This is a genomic window from Stappia stellulata DSM 5886 (assembly GCF_000423705.1).
GTDB classification, from domain to species: Bacteria; Pseudomonadota; Alphaproteobacteria; order Rhizobiales; family Stappiaceae; genus Stappia; species Stappia stellulata.
Window position 1 is genome coordinate 18,198 of record NZ_AUIM01000004.1, and the last position, 19,362, is coordinate 37,559.

Annotated in this window: 21 protein-coding genes; 8 read left to right on the top strand and 13 right to left on the bottom strand. The window is 64.5% G+C overall.

Annotated elements, in window-relative coordinates; all coding sequences use genetic code 11:
- Positions 1-47: 47 nt before the first annotated feature.
- Positions 48-455: a CBS domain-containing protein gene (locus G572_RS0100170; protein ID WP_029056764.1), complete on the bottom strand. Its 408-nt coding sequence runs from the start codon at positions 453-455 to the stop codon at positions 48-50.
- A 188-nt stretch (positions 456-643) separates the two neighbouring features.
- Between G572_RS0100170 and G572_RS21760 the strand changes: the two genes are divergently transcribed.
- Positions 644-1,183, top strand: coding sequence for a sigma-70 family RNA polymerase sigma factor (locus tag G572_RS21760; protein ID WP_208978983.1), 540 nt, complete (start codon positions 644-646; stop codon positions 1,181-1,183).
- A gap of 9 nt (positions 1,184-1,192) precedes the next feature.
- On the opposite strand, the gene G572_RS26110 is transcribed toward G572_RS21760, so the two are convergent.
- The 3 genes from G572_RS26110 to G572_RS0100190 all read right to left on the bottom strand — a co-directional run bounded on the left by G572_RS26110 (position 1,193) and on the right by G572_RS0100190 (position 4,154).
- A complete protein-coding gene (locus G572_RS26110; RefSeq protein ID WP_156884426.1) occupies positions 1,193-1,354 on the bottom strand; it encodes a hypothetical protein in 162 nt (53 codons plus the stop codon).
- A 478-nt stretch (positions 1,355-1,832) separates the two neighbouring features.
- Positions 1,833-2,687, bottom strand: a complete 855-nt coding sequence (locus tag G572_RS0100185; RefSeq protein ID WP_029056765.1) for an SDR family oxidoreductase — start codon at positions 2,685-2,687, stop codon at positions 1,833-1,835.
- Positions 2,688-2,780: 93 nt separating this feature from the next.
- Positions 2,781-4,154 carry an NAD-dependent succinate-semialdehyde dehydrogenase gene (locus tag G572_RS0100190; protein ID WP_029056766.1) on the bottom strand — a complete coding sequence of 458 codons (1,374 nt, stop codon included), beginning with the start codon at positions 4,152-4,154 and terminating at the stop codon, positions 2,781-2,783.
- Between the two features lie 637 nt (positions 4,155-4,791).
- On the opposite strand from G572_RS0100190, the gene dusA reads away from it, so the two are divergent.
- Together dusA and G572_RS0100200 are read left to right on the top strand one after the other, a co-directional pair.
- Entirely contained in the window at positions 4,792-5,826 is a 1,035-nt protein-coding gene (dusA, locus tag G572_RS21765) for a tRNA dihydrouridine(20/20a) synthase DusA (protein ID WP_084649804.1), read from the top strand.
- Between the two features lie 46 nt (positions 5,827-5,872).
- On the top strand, positions 5,873-6,703 hold the full coding sequence (locus tag G572_RS0100200; RefSeq protein WP_037544934.1) for a sulfite exporter TauE/SafE family protein: 831 nt from the start codon (positions 5,873-5,875) through the stop codon (positions 6,701-6,703).
- Between the two features lie 21 nt (positions 6,704-6,724).
- On the opposite strand, the gene G572_RS0100205 is transcribed toward G572_RS0100200, so the two are convergent.
- The 4 genes from G572_RS0100205 to G572_RS0100220 form a co-directional block, all read right to left on the bottom strand.
- Entirely contained in the window at positions 6,725-7,438 is a 714-nt protein-coding gene (locus tag G572_RS0100205; RefSeq protein WP_037544937.1) for a retropepsin-like aspartic protease family protein, read from the bottom strand.
- The gene (locus tag G572_RS0100210) at positions 7,438-7,623 is read right to left on the bottom strand and encodes a DUF1289 domain-containing protein (protein ID WP_029056769.1); all 186 of its coding nucleotides are present in this window, start codon (positions 7,621-7,623) and stop codon (positions 7,438-7,440) included. The genes G572_RS0100205 and G572_RS0100210 overlap by 1 nt, the downstream gene beginning before the upstream one ends.
- Positions 7,624-7,731: 108 nt before the next feature.
- Positions 7,732-8,892 carry an alpha/beta hydrolase gene (locus G572_RS0100215; RefSeq protein WP_029056770.1) on the bottom strand — a complete coding sequence of 387 codons (1,161 nt, stop codon included), beginning with the start codon at positions 8,890-8,892 and terminating at the stop codon, positions 7,732-7,734.
- An 85-nt stretch (positions 8,893-8,977) separates the two neighbouring features.
- Positions 8,978-9,805: an adenosylcobinamide-GDP ribazoletransferase gene (locus G572_RS0100220; protein WP_037545402.1), complete on the bottom strand. Its 828-nt coding sequence runs from the start codon at positions 9,803-9,805 to the stop codon at positions 8,978-8,980.
- A gap of 103 nt (positions 9,806-9,908) precedes the next feature.
- Here G572_RS0100220 and cobT point away from each other — a divergent pair, with 103 nt between their 5' ends.
- Entirely contained in the window at positions 9,909-10,937 is a 1,029-nt protein-coding gene (cobT, locus tag G572_RS0100225) for a nicotinate-nucleotide--dimethylbenzimidazole phosphoribosyltransferase (RefSeq protein ID WP_029056772.1), read from the top strand.
- A 32-nt stretch (positions 10,938-10,969) separates the two neighbouring features.
- Here cobT and G572_RS0100230 read toward each other — a convergent pair whose 3' ends face one another.
- The gene (locus tag G572_RS0100230; protein ID WP_029056773.1) at positions 10,970-12,535 is read right to left on the bottom strand and encodes a sensor histidine kinase; all 1,566 of its coding nucleotides are present in this window, start codon (positions 12,533-12,535) and stop codon (positions 10,970-10,972) included.
- 179 nt (positions 12,536-12,714) lie between these two features.
- Here G572_RS0100230 and G572_RS0100235 point away from each other — a divergent pair, with 179 nt between their 5' ends.
- The gene (locus G572_RS0100235; protein WP_029056774.1) at positions 12,715-13,350 is read left to right on the top strand and encodes a uracil-DNA glycosylase family protein; all 636 of its coding nucleotides are present in this window, start codon (positions 12,715-12,717) and stop codon (positions 13,348-13,350) included.
- A 56-nt stretch (positions 13,351-13,406) separates the two neighbouring features.
- Here G572_RS0100235 and G572_RS0100240 read toward each other — a convergent pair whose 3' ends face one another.
- Entirely contained in the window at positions 13,407-14,381 is a 975-nt protein-coding gene (locus G572_RS0100240) for a sulfurtransferase (protein WP_029056775.1), read from the bottom strand.
- Positions 14,382-14,614: 233 nt separating this feature from the next.
- Here G572_RS0100240 and G572_RS0100245 point away from each other — a divergent pair, with 233 nt between their 5' ends.
- Complete coding sequence (locus G572_RS0100245; RefSeq protein ID WP_208979016.1) at positions 14,615-15,106, top strand: Lrp/AsnC family transcriptional regulator; 492 nt, start codon at positions 14,615-14,617, stop codon at positions 15,104-15,106.
- 177 nt (positions 15,107-15,283) lie between these two features.
- On the top strand, positions 15,284-15,772 hold the full coding sequence (locus G572_RS0100250; protein WP_037545417.1) for a DUF302 domain-containing protein: 489 nt from the start codon (positions 15,284-15,286) through the stop codon (positions 15,770-15,772).
- A 96-nt stretch (positions 15,773-15,868) separates the two neighbouring features.
- Here G572_RS0100250 and G572_RS0100255 read toward each other — a convergent pair whose 3' ends face one another.
- Positions 15,869-16,753, bottom strand: a complete 885-nt coding sequence (locus G572_RS0100255; protein WP_029056778.1) for an NAD(P)-dependent oxidoreductase — start codon at positions 16,751-16,753, stop codon at positions 15,869-15,871.
- Positions 16,754-16,897: 144 nt separating this feature from the next.
- Positions 16,898-17,053 (bottom strand): hypothetical protein, encoded by a 156-nt coding sequence (locus G572_RS26115; RefSeq protein ID WP_156884427.1) that lies wholly within the window; start codon positions 17,051-17,053, stop codon positions 16,898-16,900.
- 100 nt (positions 17,054-17,153) lie between these two features.
- Here G572_RS26115 and G572_RS0100265 point away from each other — a divergent pair, with 100 nt between their 5' ends.
- Positions 17,154-18,068, top strand: coding sequence for a LysR family transcriptional regulator (locus G572_RS0100265; protein ID WP_029056779.1), 915 nt, complete (start codon positions 17,154-17,156; stop codon positions 18,066-18,068).
- Positions 18,069-18,081: 13 nt separating this feature from the next.
- Here the strand turns inward: G572_RS0100265 and G572_RS0100270 are convergent, their stop codons facing one another.
- The gene (locus G572_RS0100270; RefSeq protein WP_029056780.1) at positions 18,082-19,248 is read right to left on the bottom strand and encodes a trans-sulfuration enzyme family protein; all 1,167 of its coding nucleotides are present in this window, start codon (positions 19,246-19,248) and stop codon (positions 18,082-18,084) included.
- Positions 19,249-19,362: the final 114 nt, after the last annotated feature.

Below are 19,362 nucleotides of genomic sequence, written 5' to 3' on the forward strand. Positions count from 1 at the left end.
GCTACCGCTTCCGGCATCGGGCGCGCTCATGCGTCACGCGATGACGGTCAGACTGAGATTTGCTCGAGGGCGGCGCCTGCTGCGGAGGGATCGCCATGACGCGACAGGTCGCCGAGCGAAACGATGCCGACGAGGCGCTTGTCGCGGTTGACGACGGGCAGGCGGCGGACCTGTTGCGCGCCCATGTTCCTTGCGACCTCGGCCACGGCCTGATCCTCAAAACAATACAGGACCTCCGTCGTCATCGCGTCGCTCACGGGGCTCTCCGCGGATTTTTGCTGCGCCAGTGCGTTGATCACGATGTCGCGATCCGTAAGGGTGCCGACGAGCCGGCCGCCGTCTCCCACGGGAACGAAACCGCTGTCGATCCGTCGCATCACCCGGGCCGCCTCGCGCAGCGTCTGTTCGGGAGTGAGTGTCAATGGCCTGGGACTCATGATCTCGTTGACCTGCATGGAGATCTCCTTCGGTTTCGCGGCGGCAAAAGGCCTTCCGCATCTGTCCCGTCGAACAGCGACAAACCAAAAAGGTTCCCTGTGTCTTCACCGAGATTCCCGGTGCCCGCGGAACTCTCGCGCGACTTGTGCATTGAACAAGCAGGGGTTTCACCTCGTTTGCGGGGCAAAAAAAGGAGTGACACGGCGTGACCGTAAGGAACGACATCGTCGATCTCATACCGTCCTTGCGCGTTTATGCGTGGGCGCTCACCCGCCGGCATGAGGATGTCGACGACCTCGTTCAGGCAACGCTCGTGAAGGCGATCGACAAGATCGACAGTTTTCAGCCCGGCAGCAATCTTCGGGCATGGCTGAAGACGATCATGCGCAACACGTTTCTCAACGATATCGCGAAGATGAAACGGGTCTCGACGGGGTCAGAAGACTGTGTCTCCACGACGCTTTCCGAGCCCGCGACGCAGGAATGGACCATGCGCGGAGGCGAGTTGATGGAGGCCGTGGCGAAATTGCCGCTGCCCTATCGCGAAACACTCGTGGTTGTCGTGATGCTGGGAGAAAGCTACGAGACGGCGGCGGAAATGTTCGGTGTCCAGATCGGCACCATCAAGAGCCGGGTAAACCGGTCGCGGGCCATGGTCGCGCGTGAACTGGAGGGAGGAAGGGTCACGGAAGAACTGCGCCGGGACGAGCCTTTGCACGGCACGGGCGACATTCGGCCGGTCTGATCTGCGGGGTCAGCGCCGCCGCTTTTGGCGTTGCTGCAACAAGGTTTCCAGATGATGGGCCAGATCGAGCACGCGGTCGGGAATGTCTTCCTTTCCGATTTCGAAAAGTACCTGCTGAAGCTGCTCGTCCAGGACATCGTCCTTTCGGCTTGATCCGTTGCTGGATTTCAAGGTCAAAGCCCTCTTTTTGCACTCTACGAGCGGGTTTCGGCAGTGGATCTGCGGGGGCTTGCCCCGGTTCGGTCCTGCGGTCTTGCAGGGGGCGTTCCCGGAAGTTCGAAGCGGTCAATTCGCCCGAAAGTGCCGTTCGCCCCGTTACACCGCACGGGTTCCGTCTGCGCCTTTTTCTCGCGCGGCGCAACACCCCTTCTTCGGTGCCCGATCCCTTCAATGACTGCAACAGACGCGCGAAAGCTTTGTTCCAATTCCGCGGTCGCGGGGAGGGGAAGCTCTATCCGCTGCGGGGCTGATCGACGCCCTGGCGGTCGAGCTGGCGTCGCGCGGGGAAGGGCGTGCGACCGTCGTCCGTCCGCCAACTGCCCGCTCCGACACAAGCCCAAAGGGCGAGGCGAAGCCGGGCAGCCCGCGCGCGTGAGCGGAGAAGGCGACGCCCAGCGCCGATGGTTTGCCTGTCTATGTTATCGGCGATCTACATCATCGGCATTGCGCCGGCGACCGCGACGGTGGCACCCGATGTGTAGCTCGACAGCGGATCGGCCAGCATCACATAGGCGGTCGCCAGTTCCGCCGGCTGGGCGGGACGGCCCATCGGCTTGTTCTCGCCGAAATGCGCCACGGAGTCTGCGGGCAGGGTCGCGGGGATCAGCGGGGTCCAGACAGGTCCCGGGGCGACGCAGTTCACCCGCAGTCCGCGCTCGGCGAGCATTTGCGCCAGTCCCACCGTGAAATTCTGGATGGCGCCCTTGGTCGTTGCATAGGCGAGCAGGCCGGGATTGGGCTTGTCGGAATTGATCGACGCGGTGTTGATGATCGCGCCGTTTCTTTCCATCAGCGGCGCGGCGGCCTTGCACAGGTAGAACATCGAATGGAGGTTGGTGCGGAATGTCATTTCCCACTCCTCGTCATCGATGTCTTCCAGCTCCTGGAAATACATCTGGTGGGCCGCATTGTTGACCAGGAGGTCCAGCCGGCCGAACGCCTCATGCGTGTTGCGCACCAACGCGCGGCAGTGGTCGGCGTCCTGGATGTCGCCCGGCATGACGCAGGCGCGTTGTCCCGCCTCTTCCACGAGGGCCCGGGTCACATCCGCTTCCTTGTCTTCTTCAAGATAGGAGATCATCACGTCGGCGCCCTCGCGGGCATAGGCAAGCGCGACGGCACGGCCGATCCCGCTATCGGCGCCGGTGACGAGAGCCGCCATGCCCTTCAGCTTTCCGGACCCTTTGTAGCTTCGTTCGCCGTGGTCCGGGCGCGGTTCCATCCTGCCGGTCTCGCCGGGCAACGTCTGCGGCTGTTCGGGGAACGGGGGGCTTGGATAGTGCATTCTTGCGCTCCTTCTGCATTGCTCGCTCGCGGGAACAGCCGGCGCCGACCGATGTTCCCGCAAGGGGGAACCGGGCGGGGTGCCCGGTCCCGCTCACGCCATGTAGAGGGATTTCACATTCACGAATTCCTTCATGCCAAAGCCGCCATGCTCGCGTCCGTAGCCGGAGTTCTTGACCCCGCCGAAGGGCATGTTCGGGAGGGCGAGCTTGTAGGTGTTGATCGAAACCATCCCGGTGTCGAAATGCTTGGATGCCAGGTCGCGGGCGCGCTGCGTATCCTTGGAAAAAATGCCGCCGCCGAGGCCGTAGTGGCTGTCGTTGGCGGTCCGCATCGCGTCGTCGTCGTCGCGGGCCCTGATAACCGATGCAACCGGCCCGAACAGCTCGTCGTCATAGGCCGGCTGGCCCGGTTTCACGTCGACAAGCACGGTTGGGGTGTAGAAGGCGCCTGTCGCTTCAGGCACCGTTCCGCCGCACAAGGCCCGCGCGCCCTTGGCAATGCTGTCCTCGACCTGTCCGGCCAGCGTTTCGCGCAGGTCCTTGCGCGCCAACGGGCCGAGGCCGGTGGCCTCATCCGTCGGATCGCCGATTTCGAATGACTTCATGCGCTCGGTAAAACGCTCCACGAACGCATCGTAATTCGCGTCGGTCACGACGAAGCGCTTGGCATTCACGCATGTCTGGCCGTTGTTGTAGATCCTGCCCGTCGCGCAGCTCTCGACCGCCACGTCGAGATCGGCATCGTCGAGGATGACGTAGGCATCGTTCGATCCGAGTTCGAGAACCGTCTTCTTCAGGTGCCGTGCGGCCTGTTTCGCCACAATGCGTCCGGCGGTATCGCTGCCGGTCAGCGTCACGCCGCGCACGCGGGCGCTGGCGATGACCTCAGCCGACTGGTCGTGGTCGATGACCAGAACCGTGAAAAGGTTTTTGGGCAGGCCCGCCGCCTCGATCAGATCGCGCAGGTAAAGTCCGCTGCCGGTGCAGTTGGCGGCGTGTTTCAACAAGACACCGTTTCCCGCCATCAGATTGGCGACCGAATAACGGATCGCCTGATAGCAGGGAAAATTCCAGGGCTGGATGCCGTAAATGACACCGGTCGGAGCATGGGTGACGATGCCGGTGCCGCCGGGAATTGCGCGCTCTTCGTCGGCAAGTTCTGCCGGCCCGTTTTCTGCGGTGTAGTCGCAGATCGCGGCGCACAGGTCGATCTCGTCGCGGCTGTCGCCGATCAGCTTGCCCACCTCCTTGGTCATGAGCGCGGCGAAGTCCTCGCGGTTGTCGCGCAGCGCGCGGCCGATGGCGCTGATTTTCGCCGCGCGGTCTTCCAGCGAAACGAGGCGCCACGCCTCGAATGCGGCATGACAGTCATCGACGGCCGTCGCGACCTCCTGGTCGCTCATCAACCGGTAGGTCCCGATCACCTCTTCGGTGGCCGGATTGACTGTGTCGATCTGTCTGGCCATGAATGCCTCCATTGGGTTTTCTGGCGTCACGATCCCAACAGTCGGGGCCGGCACATGGTTCCGAATTTCGGCGGCCGTGTTTCTCATCGGTCCGGGAGCGCAGGGCCTCGCCTTGCAGCCGCGCCGGTCATCGGGATCGCTCGCCAGCAAGACAGTGAGACCCGTGCTGGCCGTCGTTGTCCTGCACAAGGAGAACCGCCCGTTCGCGGACCTCAGGGGAGAACCTGTTCGTCGGTTTGCACATGATGCTCTATCCTGCTCAGCCGTTGGAGCTTTCGGCAAACCCGGCGCGGTTCAGTCTGCTCCGGGAGGATCGGTGAGAACGTCGGATGTCTTGGCCGGGGCGGCGCCAGCATGTATAGGGTCGCCCTTATCGACCTTGCCCACAATGGTCCGTGCCCAAGGCTCCGCGTTGCCGCGACGCCGGACGGGGTTGTTGATCCGGTGTCCTTTGCGTCTGACCTGGCCCCGCCAGGAGCCCGAAGGAAGCTTTGATATGGTCGCCGTTTCGTGTGATCTAGCCGTTTCGTGTGATCTATATGTGCAGTGCGCCATCGGGACGTGGCGAAACGAGGCCTGTCGGGTGGTGAACTGGAGTGCACACGCCATTGCGCCATGAAGTGATGCTGTTGGAAAAATGACGAAATATCAGGCACATAAAATCGCCGTTGCCCCGATGATGGAATGGACCGACCCCTATTGCCGGGCGTTCCACCGTGTGCTTACGCGCCATGCGCTTCTCTACACGGAGATGGTCGCATCGGCGGCCGTCGTGCATGGAGACCGGCAGCGCCTCTTGGGGTTTCGCGATCTGGAGCATCCGGTGGCCTGTCAGCTTGGCGGATCTGATCCGCGGCAGCTCGCCGAGGCCGCGCGGATCGTCGAGGATTTCGGGTATGACGAGGTCAATCTCAATGTCGGATGCCCCTCCGACCGCGTTCAGTCGGGTCGCTTCGGTGCGTGTTTGATGCGCGAGCCGGATCTGGTCGCCGAGAGCGTGGCGGCAATGAAGGCGGTCGTCCGGATCCCGGTGACGGTCAAATGCCGGATCGGTGTGGACGACCAGGATCCGGAGGTCGCCCTCGACGCCCTTGCGGATGCGGTGGCAGCCGTAAAGGTCGACGGCCTTTGGGTGCATGCCCGCAAGGCCTGGCTCAAGGGGCTGTCGCCGAAGGAAAACCGCGACATTCCCCCGCTCGACTACGACCGGGTCCATCGGTTGAAGCAGAGGTTTCCGGATCTCTTCATCGGGATCAACGGCGGCATCGGATCGCTTGACGAGGCGTCCGCGCAGATGTCGCATGTCGACGGCGTCATGCTCGGTCGCGCCGCCTACCACGACCCATGGCTGCTTGCCGGCGTCGACAGCCGGTTCCATGGCGCGGTCGACCCCGTCGAAAGCCGTGCCGAGGCGGTTGCCCGCTTCCGGTCGTTCCTCATCGAGCGGCTGCAGGACGGCGCGCGGGCGAACCAGCTTCTCCGGCATGTGCTCGGGCTTTATCATGGTGTCCCCGGCGCGCGTGCCTGGCGGCGCCGGTTGACGGTCGATGCGGTCCGTCCGGGGGCGGGGGTTGAGGTTCTCGATGCGGCCCTGGCGGAGATCGACCAGCTCGGGCTGGACAATTCCCTCGGGCTGGGTCAGTTAGAACTCGCAGGGGCGGGCGGTCGCTGAGCCATATTCCCTTGTCAATTTTCCATCCGCACCTTTGGGGGCTTCCATGGATTTTTCGTCGATCAACGGCGACACAATCGGTCTCGTCGTCGCTCTGGTCGCCTCCGGTGCCATAGCCGGATTGCTCGCGGGCGTCTTCGGCATCGGCGGCGGTGCGGTTCTTGTCCCGGTCCTGTTTCAGTTTCTGACGTGGTTGGGCGTCGACGAGTCCGTCCGCATGCATGTGTCGGTCGCCACGTCTCTCGGCATTATCGTGCCGACGTCGCTGCGCTCGTTTTCCGCCCACAAGAAACGGGGCGCGGCGGATCTCGAACTGTTGAAGAGCTGGCTGATCCCGGTTCCCGCCGGCGTCGTCGTGGCCAGCCTTGTCGCAGCCTATGTTTCCGGCGACGGCCTGAAGGCGATCTTCGCCGGCATTGCCGTCGTCGTCGGCCTGCGGATGCTGTTCAACCGGGAAAGCTGGCGTCTTGGAGCCGACATTCCCGGCAATCCGCTGCGCGCGGTCTGCGGCGCGCTGATCGGCTTTTTCTCCACGCTGATGGGGATTGGCGGCGGGGTGATGAACAACACCTTCATGACGCTCTACGGCCGCCCGATTCATCAGGCCGTTGCCACGTCCGCGGGGACGGGCGTGCTGATTTCCATTCCCGGAGTGATCGGCATGATCTGGGCCGGGTGGGGCAATCCCCATTTGCCGGCCTTTTCGCTCGGATACGTCAATCTTTTGGGTGTCGCGCTGATCATTCCGATCACCACTTTCGCAGCCCCCTTCGGTGTCAGGATCGCGCATGCGCTGCCCAGGCGACAGCTCGAGGTCTTCTTCGGCCTGTTCCTGCTTCTGGTGGCGGCGCGTTTCGCCTGGAGTCTGTGGGGCTGAGCGGATCGGGAGGCGGGCGCGTCAGGGGTCGAGAATGAGCCTGTCGCCCTCCACCCGCCAGCCTTTCAGCCGGTCGAGCGCGGACAGGCCCAAAAGGCTGGTTTCCAGCACGTCCGGACGCGCGACGAAGGCGCGGACGTTGTCCAGCCGCAAGCTCCCGATCCGAAGGATGTCGAGCGTCGTCACGGCGAAGGTCGACTTGCCGTTCGCGGTCGAGACCGGGACGGTATAGCTCAGGGACGACGGGTCGATCCCGGCCGCGCGCGCATCCGTCTGTGTCAGGGTGACGGCCGATGCGCCGGTGTCGAACACGAAATCGACCGGAGCATCGTTCACCTCGGCCTTGATGCGGTACTGTCGGCTGCGGTCGCGCACCACGGTGATCGTCTCGGCGCGATCCTCGATGGCCGTTCCCGGCCACAGCGTTCCCATGATCCGCCGCCCGACGTCCTCAAGCTCGGCCCGATAGGCATAGCCACCGACGAGGACGAGACCCAACAGCGTCCAGACAACAAGGCCGCGCAGCAGGGCCGGGATCTGGCGCGGGGCGGCCAGCATCGGACCGCCGATCACGATCAGCAGCGCGACGAGCGCGACGATCCGCGGGCCGGCCGTCGAAAACATGGAGTCATCGCCCGGCATGTCGATGCCGGTGAGGAAGGCCAGAATGGCCGCGAAGATGACGAGACCGAGAACCACCAGAACCAGCGTTCCCGCGAAGCCGCCGCGAAACATCAGCCCGCCTCCGTCAGGAGGGATTTGCGCCCCGCCAGGGCGGACATGATTTGGCGCCTTTCCTCGGAAGACAGTTTGCCCCAGCCGGCGATTTCGTCGAGCGTGCGCAGGCAGCCCGCGCACAGACGAGACGCCGGATCGATGCGGCAAAGCTTGATGCAGGGGGTGTCGATGGCAGGTGTCATGCGGTGCCGGCGTCCAGGGTGTTTGCGCTGCGGATCATGCGTCAATATCCGGACCGGTCCGGTCCCGCGTCATGGTGGAATGTGTTCCTGACATCGATGTGGGGCGTTTCACTGATTGGACAAGGCCGTCAGCGGTGCGGTGAGGATCTTCAACGGGAAAGTGATGGCCGCCTTCGCGGTGTCGCCAACTGCATTGACCGTCGTTTCGGTCGTCGACACCCGGGGCCGCAACTCCAGTGACTGCAGCGCCGATCGCAGTTCCGGCGCGGCTTGTGCGATTTCCGCGAATTTGCCGTGATTTGCCGTGTCCGATCCCTTGATGGCGGTCAGGTCGATCACGATCGCGCCGAGTTCGGCCAGTTCGGCTTCATCCTCATAAGCCCCGAGCCGCTCCTTTCCGCCGGCAAGCAGACTTGAGGCGCGAAGCGCGCGATCATCACGCGAAACAAGGATGATATAGGGCTTTTTCGGCTTTCCGGCCCGGCGCATCTGCGCCTTGAATACGTCGACGTCGAGGTCGGGAGCCGCCATTGCGACCACGCCGAGCTTGCTTTCCGGCAAGGGGCGGTCGGAAATCCGGATTTGCCGGATGGTCTCTGTCAGCACCCAGTTGCCCATCGAATGGGCGAGGATGTTCACCTTTTCGGCGCCGGAGTCGACAAGGGTGCGCAGCGTGCGTTCAAAGCCGTCGCGCGCGATTGTGGCGCTGTTGGAATCGTAGAGATAGTCGGTGACATTGCCGCCCGAGGCCCATGTGAACAGGACCGCGACATGCGGCAGTCCGGAATCGTTCTTCAGCTGAACCATGCGATACAGCGCTTCGGGAAACCGCGTGTTGTAGCCGTGGATGAACACGAAGACCTCACGCTTGCCTTTGGGCCGTTTGGCGAGTTCCTTATTCAGGGCCGCGCGGAAGCCGGCGTCGTCCAGGCGGCTTGCGGCCCGGACCGTGAAGTCCGTTTCCGGGTTGCCGGGCGGCGTTGCCGGCCATTCGATCTTGCCGGGCTCATGGGTGGGGGGAACGGACACGGTGGCGCTGGCGAAATTCAGACCCGTTGCGCGGTCGCGACCGTAAAGCGTTCCGGGGCGCTTGTCTGCCTCGCGGGTGGTTGCCACGAGAATCGTGTGCTGCGTCGTCTTGGGCGCGGGTTCGTGCGAAACCTCCAGGATGCCGGCGCCGGGCCTTGCTCCACAGCCGGCAAGCGCGAAAAGAGCAAGCAGCAAAACCGTGCGGGCCGTGGCGGTAAGCGTCGATCGGGATCCGGTCATTGAGGGTCGTTTCTTCATCCGGGCGGGTGGAAGGCGGGGCGGGAGCGCCCGCGCTCGTGTATTGGCGCAGTGTTGCGTTCTCCAGTCAAACGAGGATGCAAAGCCCCGTCAATCCGGCAAGGCAGGACGCTTGTTGTGTTGCGCCGAGAACGTCTCCCGTCTGACCGCCGATCTTCGCGATTGCAAGCCGGGCCACCGCGACGCCCGCCGCCGCTTGCGCCACGATCGCGAGGGTGACGGCGGCCGGCCCGTAGACCGACAGGGCCGCGGCAAAAGGCAGGAGCGCCAGGGCGGCCGCGAAATCGACGGCGCGGCGCGTCGGCGTTCCGCATTTGGCCGCCAGGCCGTCGGGGCGGGCCGGAGGGAGCGCTTTCCAGACCGCGACGAATGCGGCGCGCGAGCCGCTTTCCGCAGCAAGCCAGCCGAGTGCCGCGCCGCCGCCGCCGTAGCGCAGGGCAAGCGTTGCGACCAGCAATGTCTTGAGGCCGAGCGCTGAAATCAGCGCAAGTGTTCCGAAGGCGCCGATCCGGCTGTCCTTCATGATCTCCAGCCGCCGTTCCGGCCTGCCCGCACCGAAGAACCCGTCGGCAACATCGGCCAGGCCGTCTTCGTGAAGCGCGCCGGTCAGGGCGATGCCCACAGCGAGGCCGAAAAGCGCGGCGACGCTGGCCGGCAGCGCGGTCTGCAGGGCCAGCCAGAAAACCGTGATTCCCGGAAGCGCGATCACGATTGCGCTCACCGGCGCGACGGCGGCGGCGCGCCGGAAGTCGGGGAGGCGGGCCGGATCGTCGTGGCGGTTCACCGCCGGGACAGCAATGCGCGAGAAAAACCGCAAGGTCGCGGCGACATCCGCCAACAGCCGGCCGGGCGTCCAGATCGCAGTGAGGGCAGGGCGGTCGTCAGCGCTTGGCATGAGGTCCTTCGATCCGGCTTTGCGGCACATCGCTTGAGGGTTTATAGATCGGCGCCCGCCCGGCGCCAAGGCGGGTTCGTGAGCCCCATCCGGAGACCTTCGCATGACTTCATCCGCATCCGCATTGCCCTTTGACGATATCCGAAATCTGGTCGCCCAGATGCCTGGTCCCGACGCGGAGGCGGTCGCGGATGTCCGTGCGCGCGAGGCCAATCTGACCAAGCCGGCCGGCTCGCTCGGCCGCATGGAAGAGATCGTCGAGTGGCTTGCGGGCTGGAGCGGCAAGTCCCGGCCGAAGATCACCCGGCCGATGGTCGCGATCTTTGCGGCGAACCATGGCGTTGCGGAAAAGGGGGTTTCGGCCTATCCGCCGGCGGTCACGCGTCAGATGGTGGAGAACTTCGCAGCCGGCGGGGCGGCGATCAACCAGATCTGCATCGCGCATGACCTGGGTCTGAAGGTGTTCGACCTCGCCCTCGACATGCCGACGCCGGATATCACCGAGGAAGACGCATTCGACGAGGCGAATTGCGCGGCGACGATGGCCTTCGGCATGGAGGCGGTTGCCGGCGGTGCGGATCTTCTGTGCCTGGGCGAAATGGGCATCGCCAACACGACGGTCGCCGCCGCTGTTCTGGCGGCGCTGTTTGGTGGCGATCCGCGAGAGTGGGTCGGTCCGGGCACCGGGGTCGACAGCGACGGCATGGAGCGCAAGCGCGCGGCCGCTGCAGCCGCTGTCGAGCGCATCGGCCACGTGACGGATCCGCTTGAAGTGTTGCGCCGGGTCGGCGGACGCGAGATCGCCGCGATGGCGGGCGCGGTGGTCGCCGCGCGTCTGCAGCGCATTCCGGTGATTGTCGACGGCTTCGTCGCGACCGCGGCGGTCGCCGTGCTTTACAAGATGCGGCCCGACGCACTCGACCATTGCCTGTTCGGGCATGTTTCGGCGGAGCCGGCGCATCCGCGTGCGCTCGGGGAGATGGGCAAGACGCCGTTGCTCGACATGGGCATGCGGTTGGGAGAGGGCACCGGGGCGGCCCTTGCGGCCGGTATCGTCAAGGCCGCCGCCCAGGTTCACGACGGCATGGCCACCTTTGCGGACGCCGGCGTGTCGGGAAAAGGCGACGAATAACGCGCAAGCGCTCCGCCGCGCAGCGGATTGCCTCAGGAGGCCTTGCGTACAATCTTGCGGCTCGAAGGGCGGCGCGGCGCGGAGACCGGAATGCCGGTCTCCGCGAAGGCGGGCATTGCTTCCAGAACCCGGCTTGAGGGGAACGTGACCAGCGCTTCGGTGCCTTCGCGCAATTTCGACTTCAGCTCGAACTTGCCGCCGTGCATCTGCACGAGGGCCTGGACGATCGGCAAACCGAGGCCCGTGCCGTCTTCCGCGCTCTTGATCGCGATCGCGCCCTGGCCGAAGGCCTGCATCACGACGGGTATTTCCTCTTCGGCAATGCCCGGGCCGTTGTCGCGGATGGAGATGTATTGACCGCCGCCGGCGGTCCAGCCGGCCTTGATCGTGACATCGCCGCCCATGGGAGTGAACTTGACCGCGTTCGAAACCAGATTGAGCACGACCTGGCGCACGGCGCGCTCGTCGACCCATAGTTTCGGCAGATTGTCCTCAAGGATCTCGGTGATGGTGATGTTCTTCTTGCGAGCGCGGATCCCCATCATGTTCTTGCATTCGTCGATCAGGGTTGCGAGCGGAACGGCCTCTTCCGTGAGCTCGTAGCGTCCGGCCTCGATGCGCGACAGATCGAGGATCTCGTTGATCAGGTTGAGAAGGTGCTGACCGGAGCTGTGAATGTCGCCGGCGTACTCGCAATAGGTCTGGTTCTCGATCGGACCGAGCAACTGGCTTTTCATCACTTCCGAAAAACCGAGAATGGCATTGAGTGGCGTGCGCAGCTCGTGGCTCATCGTTGCGAGAAAGCGCGACTTTGCGAGGTTCGCCTCCTCGGCGCGCCGACGGGCTTCGTCGGAGATCGCCTTTGCCTGCTCCAGCTCGGAGATCAGGTGATCCTTTTCGGCGCGAAAGGCCAGCATCGTTACCGTGGAAACGTGAAGCTGGTTGCCGAGCATGACGAAGAAGCACTGCGCGCCGACGGCCATGGCCATCATGGCGTAGTGGATCGCGCTTTGCTCGTTCAAGAAGGACACGACGATGGCGATCGTGATCGGCATCGTGCCCGCAAGCAGGGCGCGCGGGATGCTCGCGGAGAGCATCGTCAGCATGGCGATCACGATCAGCATCGTGGCGAATTGGAAAATTTCCGAACCGTCGTGTCCCGGCGCGGTCGACTGCAACACGAAGAACCCGGCCCAGCACAGGCCGTAAAGGAGATCGCCGAGGATCATCTGGCGACGCCAGCCGGCAAGGTCGGTCTCTGCCGTTGCCTCGCGTTCGAACCTGCGGCACGCCATCAGCAGCAGGATATGCGCGAACAGCGTGAAGGCGAGCCAGCCGCCGATGACGCCGGGCTGCATCCAGAGAAGCGATATCGCGCCGACGATGAGGGCGAAAAGCGGCAGGGCGAAAGCCGCGCTCAGCCGGTTCTTGGCGAAAGTGAGCAGCAGCTCGTAATCGAAATTGGGGGGCGCTCCGTCGGCCGACGACAGGCGTTCGCGGACGCTGCGCACGGTGCGTGCGACATCGCGCCGGCGTTGCGCCCGCTGGCTGTTTTGCGCGGTCTTGGCCTCGCTTGAAGTGCTGTCTTGCGCCGCCATTCGTGCCTGGACAAGGGTTATCGGGAGTTTTCCCGAACGGTTGGAAGTCTCCACATCATGGTCACGAACCCTTAATAGACACCTCAGGGAGATGGTTAATAAATCGTTTCAACGCGTGGTGCCGGACGAAATGCCGAGAAAATTGCCCGATCCGAAAGGAGGGCTGCCGGGGAGCGAAGATGCAGGATCAGCCAAGCATGGGAACCGAAGAGCTGGCGCGGGAAATCGCCGGCTGCAGGCTGTGCGTGGAAGCGCCGTTTCGTCGCCCGCTTCCGCACGAGCCGCGCCCGGTGTGCGTCTTGTCGTCGAGCGCGCGAATTGCAATTTGCGGACAGGCGCCGGGAACCCGGGTGCACGCAAGCGGCCGGCCGTTCACCGACCCGAGCGGGGAGCGTCTTCGCGACTGGATGGGGATCGGTGAGGACGTCTTTTATGATCCGTCCCGGGTCGCGATCGTGCCGATGGGCTTTTGTTTTCCCGGCCTCGATGCGAAGGGGGGAGACCTGCCGCCGCGCAGGGAATGCCGCCTGCACTGGCATGATCGCGTTTTCCGCGCAATGCCGCAGCTGCGCCTCAAGATCGTGATCGGCGCCTATGCGCAGGACTATCATTTGGGCGCGCATCATCGCGGTTCCGTGCGCGAGACCGTGGCCGCCTGGCGCGAGATCCTCGACGAGACCAGGGCCGAGGGGGTTGCGGCGATCTGTCTGCCTCACCCCTCCTGGCGTAACAACGCCTGGCTTCGCAAGAACCCGTGGTTCGAGCGCGACTGCCTGCCGGTTCTCAAGCGCGAGGTTGCCGCCTTGCTGACGTAGAAACGCCGGCGGAACGGGCCGCCGGCGTTGTCCTGTCTTCAAATTTCAGGACCGGTTCAGCCCAGAATGCCGGAGAAGAAGGCCTTGATGTCGTCGAATGTCGTGCGTTCGGAGGCCATCGGCAGGCTTTCGTCCTGCGACCACCCGACCATGCTCTCGTCGTAGAGCGAGACGTTCTCGTAACCCAGTATCTCGTGCAGCACGAACCAGTTGGTGGCGGCCCAGTGACCGGTGTTGCAGTAGGAGACGACTTCGACGCTCTTGTCGGCGAGTTCGGGCGACACAAGGCCGGCGATTTCGCTGCGGTCCTTAAGGCGCCCCTTTTCCTCGTCATAAAACACCGCCTGGTCCAGGCCGACCGCATCGGGAATGCGTCCGAAGCGGGTCGCCTTGGAGTGCTTGTCCTTGCCGGTGAACTGGGAGGCCGGCCGGCCGTCGACCAGAACGGCGGGCGAGTTGAGCTTGCCCGCCACATCCGACGTCTGCACCAGATAGGAAGCGCGGGGGTCTGCGATGAACATGTCGCCGGTCGGGACCACATTGCCGCTTTCCACGGGGCGGTTCTCCGCGACCCAGGCCGCATGGCCGCCGTCGAGGATCGCGACCGCATCGTGCCCCAGATACTTCAGCGTCCAGTAGATGCGTGCCGCTGCCCCGAATTCCGAACTGGTCGTTCCGGCGGGCACGATCACCACGGTCTTGGTGTCGGAAACGCCGAGTTCCGAAAGCGCGGCCTCAAGCTTTTCCACCGACGGCAGGACGCCGACGATGCTGTCGCGATCGGTGCGCCAGTATCCCGGGTATTCGCTCCACACCGCGCCGGGAACATGGGCCTTGAGGTAGGCGTCTCGGCCGGACTTGGCGAAGGGCGAACGAATGTCGACCACAAGGACATCGTCGCGGTCCAGGTTGTCGGCGAGCCACTGCGTGGAGACCAGCGGCGTGACCTCCGGCGCGGCGGTGGCGACCGGTGCGACCCCGAGGGAGACGGCAAGCCCGATCAGGGCGGCGATGCGATTGAGACGAAGCATGATGTCTGCTCCCCTTGCTAGTCGGGACGTCGATCCGTCCGAAAATTCGTTTCCTGAGGGAGTGAGTTGACATCGCAAACAAAACGCGGCAAGCGGAAACAGGCATGATTTTGGAAGAAAAATCTAACTTTCTCCGTCATGCGGGAGTCAGAAGAAAATCCGTATTGCGTCACGGTCATTTATTAGAAAATGAATCCATGGCGCGGGCGGTCCAACCGAGCCGTGAAACCATGATCGATCGCATCGACAGACGAATTCTCTCCATCCTTCAGGAGGATTGCACCATTCCCGTTGCCGAGATCGGACGGCGGGTCGGACTGTCCACCACGCCATGCTGGCGCCGGATCCAGAAACTTGAAGAAGACGGGGTGATCCAGCGCCGCGTCGCCATTCTCGACCCCAGGAAGGTGAACGTGAAGGTCACGGCCTTCGTCTCCATCACCACGTCCCAGCACAATGACGACTGGTTGCGCAAGTTCGCCGACGTGATCTCGGAGTTTCCGGAGGTTGTCGAGTTCTACCGGATGGCGGGGCAGGTGGATTATCTGCTGCGGGTCGCCGTGCCCGACATCGAGGCCTATGACGCCTTCTACAAGCGCCTGATCGCGCGCATAGAGATCTCCGACGTGTCGACCTCTTTTGCGATGGAGCAGATCAAGAGCACCAGTGAATTGCCGCTGGCCTATGTGCCGACGGAGAAATCGCGGTCCGACCGCGAGGGGTGAGACACCGGCCGTTTGCAGGGTTCCGGCCTTTCATATTCGCGTTTTGAGATATGTCATGGTTTCCGGGACCGTGCTGCGGTACGCTTTGCCCGAAAGAGCACGCGGTTTCGGGGTCTTGTGCCGTCCCGGGATGCAAGCTTCAAACAAGCCGGAGGAGACCCAAAGATGGGCAAACGCATGACGTTCACTCGCATCGCAGCAGTCGCACTCCTGAGCGCGGCCGCCGCCGTCGGCCCGACTCGGGCGCAATCGGGGCTTCCCGAGACGGCGAGCGGTGCGACCGTCGAGGCGGCTTACGATGATGTGCGCTTCGATCTGGAAAGCGCCATCGTCAATCGCGGGTTGGTTATCGATTACGTCTCGCAGATCGGCGAGATGCTGGCCCGTACCGGAGCCGATGTCGGGTCCGATGCGACGGTCTTCACCAAGGCGGAATCGATGCTGTTTTGTTCCGCGCGCCTGTCCCGCGCCGCGATGGAGGCCGCACCCGGGAACATCGCGTTTTGCCCCTATGCGGTGTTTCTCTACGAAACCCCGGATCAGCCCGGCAAGGTGACCGTCGGCTACCGCCGTCTTGACGAAACCGGGTCGGACGCATCCAAAAAGGCATTGGCGAATGTGAACGCCCTTCTCGCCGAAATCGTTGCCGAGGCAACGGGCGAATAGGCCCGGCGCGTTTTCTGCAGGACATCCCCCAAAGCAAAAGCCCCGGATGCAGCGCGCACCGGGGCTTTTTTTCATGTTTCGTCCTGGCGAGACCGTTCAGCCCTTGCGGTCGGCGTTTTCAAGGCGGGCGATCAGGCTGGAGGTGTCCCAGCGGTTGCCGCCCATGCCCTGAACCTCGGCATAGAACTGGTCGACGAGTGCGGTCACCGGCAGGCGCGCGCCGGTCTCATTCGCGGTCTTCAGGCAGATGCCGAGATCCTTGCGCATCCAGTCGACGGCGAAGCCGAACTCGAATTTGCTGTCGCGCATGGTCTCCCAGCGGTTTTCCATCTGCCAGGACTGCGCCGCGCCCTTGGAGATCACGTCGATCACCTTGGCGACATCGAGATCGGCGGATTTCGCGAAATGGATCGCTTCCGACAGGCCCTGAACGAGACCGGCGATGCAGATCTGGTTGACCATCTTGGTAAGCTGGCCGGCGCCCGACGGCCCCATCAGGCCGACCATCTTGGAGAAACACGCGATGGCCGGACGGGCGGCGTCGTAGTGGGCCTGGTCGCCGCCGACCATGACGGTGAGCGCGCCGTTTTCCGCGCCCGCCTGGCCGCCCGACACCGGCGCATCGAGGAAGCCGAAGCCGCGTTCGGCCGCCGCCGCGTGCAGTTCGCGCGCGACCTCGGCCGACGCCGTCGTGTTGTCGATGAAGATCGCGCCCGGTTTCATGCCGTGGAAAGCGCCGCCTTCGCCGGTCGTGACAGCGCGCAGGTCGTCGTCATTGCCGACGCAGGCAAAGACGAAATCGCGGTCGCGGGCGGCCTCTTCCGGCGTCGCAGCCTGTTTGCCGCCGAACTCCGAGACCCATTTTTCCGCCTTGGCGGGCGTGCGGTTGTAGACCGTGACCTCGTGTCCGCCCTTCGTGGCGAGATAGCCGGCCATGGGGTAGCCCATGACGCCAAGGCCGATGAATGCTGCTTTTGCCATGTGGAGCGCCTCCCTGCGTGTCGAAAAAGCGGCCGCAGTGAAAACTGGCGGCCGCAAGTGTCGCTAGGGTTTTAGCGCAATCGTCGCTGTGTGTCAGCGTGGCGGCCCACCGCAAGGCTTAGGGGGCTTTTGGCGGGCCGCCGCTCACCGACGCCCTCGCATGAGCGAACGGCGCCAGCTGTCCATGGTTCGGGTGAAGCCCGTCGTCGGGCCGTAAGGGTCGACATAGCGGTCGGGGAGCTGGTCGTCGGTCCTGGAGCGGGTTGCGGTCATCATCGTGTTGGCGAAGATATCAAACATTGGCTTGTCCTCGTAGACGCCGTGTGGTGCTATCCATACTGCCGCAAACGGGCGAAAATGCCACTCAGGAAAACATTCGATATGTAAGGGGAGGTTACATATGGATTGGCGCGACATGCCCTCGCTCAGCAGTCTGCGCGCGTTTTCCGCGGTGGCGGAATGCCTTAGCTATTCGGCTGCGGGGCGGTCTTTGAATGTCAGTCACGCGGCCATGAGCCAGCAGGTGCGCACGCTTGAGGCGTTTTTCGGCGTTCGCCTCGTGGTGCGGGAAGGGCGCGGCGTGGCGCTGACGATGGAGGGGCGGGAGCTGGCCCGCAGCCTCAACGACGGGTTTTCCACCATTCGCCGGGCGGTCGATGCGCTGTCGCGCGCGGATGCGACCCGCGCGGTTCACGTCACGATGACCCCGGCGTTCGCGGTGAGCTGGCTGATGCCGCGGATCGCGGAGTTCCGGCATCGCCACCCGGATGTGGAGTTGATGCTCAACCCGACGGCCGAGCTCGTGGAGTTCGCACCGGGCGGGGTCGACATCGCGATACGCTTCGGCGACGGCCACTGGCCGGGGCTGGAGTCCGAACCGCTGCTTTTGACCAATTTCGTCATCGTCGCCGCGACTGCGCTGGTCGGAACCGAGCCTTTTCCCGATCCAGCGCGGATCTACGAATTTCCCTGGCTCCAGGAATACGGCACCAACGAGCTCGCGCTCTGGCTCGACCGTCAGGGGGTCGTCTCCAAGCGCAACCTCAATGTCCTGCATCTTCCCGGGCACATGATGCTCGACGGCCTGAGGCGGGGCGAGGGCGTGACGGCGACCGCGCGGGCCTTCATCGAGCCGGAGATCCAGAGCGGGCTGCTCCGGGTGCTCTTCGAGGACGTGCGCGACGGCTCCGGCTATCACATCGTCACCCAGCCCGGCGTGCAGCGCGCCTCGGTCAAGGCGTTCGTCGCTTGGCTGCGCAGCCACAAGGAGACGATGGCCATCCCGGCGAAAGCGACGGACGGTTTGCCGTCCTGAACAGGGAACGACGTCAGCGCCGGTCGGGGCCAAGCGCCTCGGTGAGATCGGCGAGGAGATCGTCCGCGGCCTCGATCCCGATGGAAAGCCGCAGCATGTTTTCCGGAACGCCCGTGGCGTCGCCCTCGATGGTGTGCCGGTGTTCGACGAGGCTCTCCACGCCGCCGAGCGAGGTCGCGCGCTTGATGAGCGCAAGCCGTCCGGCAACCGCGAGGGCGTTCGCGCCGTCCCCCGTGACCAGCACCGACATGAGAAAACCGTAACCGCCGTGCATCTGGGCCTTTGCCCGTTCGTGGCTCGGATGTTCGGGCAAACCCGGATAGAGCACGCTGTCGACCGCCGGATGCGCAGCCAGTGCCTCGGCAATCGTCTGCGCGTTCGCGCACATGCGTTCCATCCGCAAGGCGAGCGTCCGAAGCCCGCGCAATAGCAGATAGGCATCGAAGGAGGACAGAATCGCGCCCGCGTCATGGCGCTCGGTGCGAATGAAGGTCCAGGCGCTGCTGTCGGCCTCCCGGCAGGACACGACGCCGGCCAGGACATCCGAATGTCCGTTGAGTGCCTTCGTGGCGGAGTGAATGACCAGATCCGCGCCGAGCGAAAGCGGGCGCATCAGCAGCGGGGTGGCTGCCGTGGCATCGACGGCGACGGTTGCGCCGGCTGCGTGAGCGGCCTCGCAGATCGGCGCGATGTCGGCGACGGTCAGCCAGGGGTTGGACGGCGCTTCCAGCAGGACGAGCGACGGGCCGCTCTCGGCGAGCGTTTCGCAAAAGCGCGCGGTGTCGGCGGCATCTGCCTCGATCAGCGCGATGCCGGCGTGATCGCAATGCTTGCGCAGCCACGAGGTGGTGCCCCAATAGATCCCGGATTGCGCAAGGATCGTGCCGCCGGGCTTGACGGTGCGCACCGTGGCCGCGATCGCCGCCATGCCGGAGGCGAAGAGCCGTGCGTCGGCGGCCCCTTCGAGATCGGCGATCAGGCTCTCGATCTGGCGGACGAGATCGTTGTCGTCGCGGGCGTAGAGATGGGTATCGCTGACGAGGCGGTAGTTCGCATTGCGGGCGAAGGTCGTTGCCGGCTGGATCGGCGGCACCACGGCGCCGGTTGCCGGGTCCACGCCGCCGCCGCCGTGGGCGAGCAGCGACGCCGGATGGAGAGCGGATTTCGGTGTCTCGGACATGGTGCCTCCAGCGCAGGGGAATGGTGCCGCATCCTGCGGCCAGGGATGGTGGCGTGCCGGTGTCGGCAGCTCGCCCGCTTCGCTCTAGACCGCAGCGCCGCCCTTGGCAAGCAT

Bases quoted from the DNA above. Each gene is read 5' to 3' on its own strand.
- cobT (WP_029056772.1), top strand. From the start codon at position 9,909: ATGACTTCATCCGCATCCGCATTGCCCTTTGACGATATCCGAAATCTG.
- G572_RS0100270 (WP_029056780.1), bottom strand. From the start codon at position 19,248: ATGTCCGAGACACCGAAATCCGCTCTCCATCCGGCGTCGCTGCTCGCC.
- G572_RS0100200 (WP_037544934.1), top strand. From the start codon at position 5,873: ATGGATTTTTCGTCGATCAACGGCGACACAATCGGTCTCGTCGTCGCT.
- G572_RS0100205 (WP_037544937.1), bottom strand. From the start codon at position 7,438: ATGTTTCGCGGCGGCTTCGCGGGAACGCTGGTTCTGGTGGTTCTCGGT.
- G572_RS0100210 (WP_029056769.1), bottom strand. From the start codon at position 7,623: ATGACACCTGCCATCGACACCCCCTGCATCAAGCTTTGCCGCATCGAT.
- G572_RS0100230 (WP_029056773.1), bottom strand. From the start codon at position 12,535: ATGGCGGCGCAAGACAGCACTTCAAGCGAGGCCAAGACCGCGCAAAAC.
- G572_RS0100190 (WP_029056766.1), bottom strand. From the start codon at position 4,154: ATGGCCAGACAGATCGACACAGTCAATCCGGCCACCGAAGAGGTGATC.
- G572_RS0100255 (WP_029056778.1), bottom strand. From the start codon at position 16,753: ATGGCAAAAGCAGCATTCATCGGCCTTGGCGTCATGGGCTACCCCATG.
- G572_RS0100250 (WP_037545417.1), top strand. From the start codon at position 15,284: ATGACGTTCACTCGCATCGCAGCAGTCGCACTCCTGAGCGCGGCCGCC.
- G572_RS0100170 (WP_029056764.1), bottom strand. From the start codon at position 455: ATGCAGGTCAACGAGATCATGAGTCCCAGGCCATTGACACTCACTCCC.
- G572_RS0100215 (WP_029056770.1), bottom strand. From the start codon at position 8,892: ATGACCGGATCCCGATCGACGCTTACCGCCACGGCCCGCACGGTTTTG.
- G572_RS26115 (WP_156884427.1), bottom strand. From the start codon at position 17,053: ATGTTTGATATCTTCGCCAACACGATGATGACCGCAACCCGCTCCAGG.
- G572_RS0100265 (WP_029056779.1), top strand. From the start codon at position 17,154: ATGGATTGGCGCGACATGCCCTCGCTCAGCAGTCTGCGCGCGTTTTCC.
- G572_RS0100185 (WP_029056765.1), bottom strand. From the start codon at position 2,687: ATGCACTATCCAAGCCCCCCGTTCCCCGAACAGCCGCAGACGTTGCCC.
- G572_RS0100240 (WP_029056775.1), bottom strand. From the start codon at position 14,381: ATGCTTCGTCTCAATCGCATCGCCGCCCTGATCGGGCTTGCCGTCTCC.
- dusA (WP_084649804.1), top strand. From the start codon at position 4,792: ATGACGAAATATCAGGCACATAAAATCGCCGTTGCCCCGATGATGGAA.
- G572_RS0100235 (WP_029056774.1), top strand. From the start codon at position 12,715: ATGCAGGATCAGCCAAGCATGGGAACCGAAGAGCTGGCGCGGGAAATC.
- G572_RS0100220 (WP_037545402.1), bottom strand. From the start codon at position 9,805: ATGCCAAGCGCTGACGACCGCCCTGCCCTCACTGCGATCTGGACGCCC.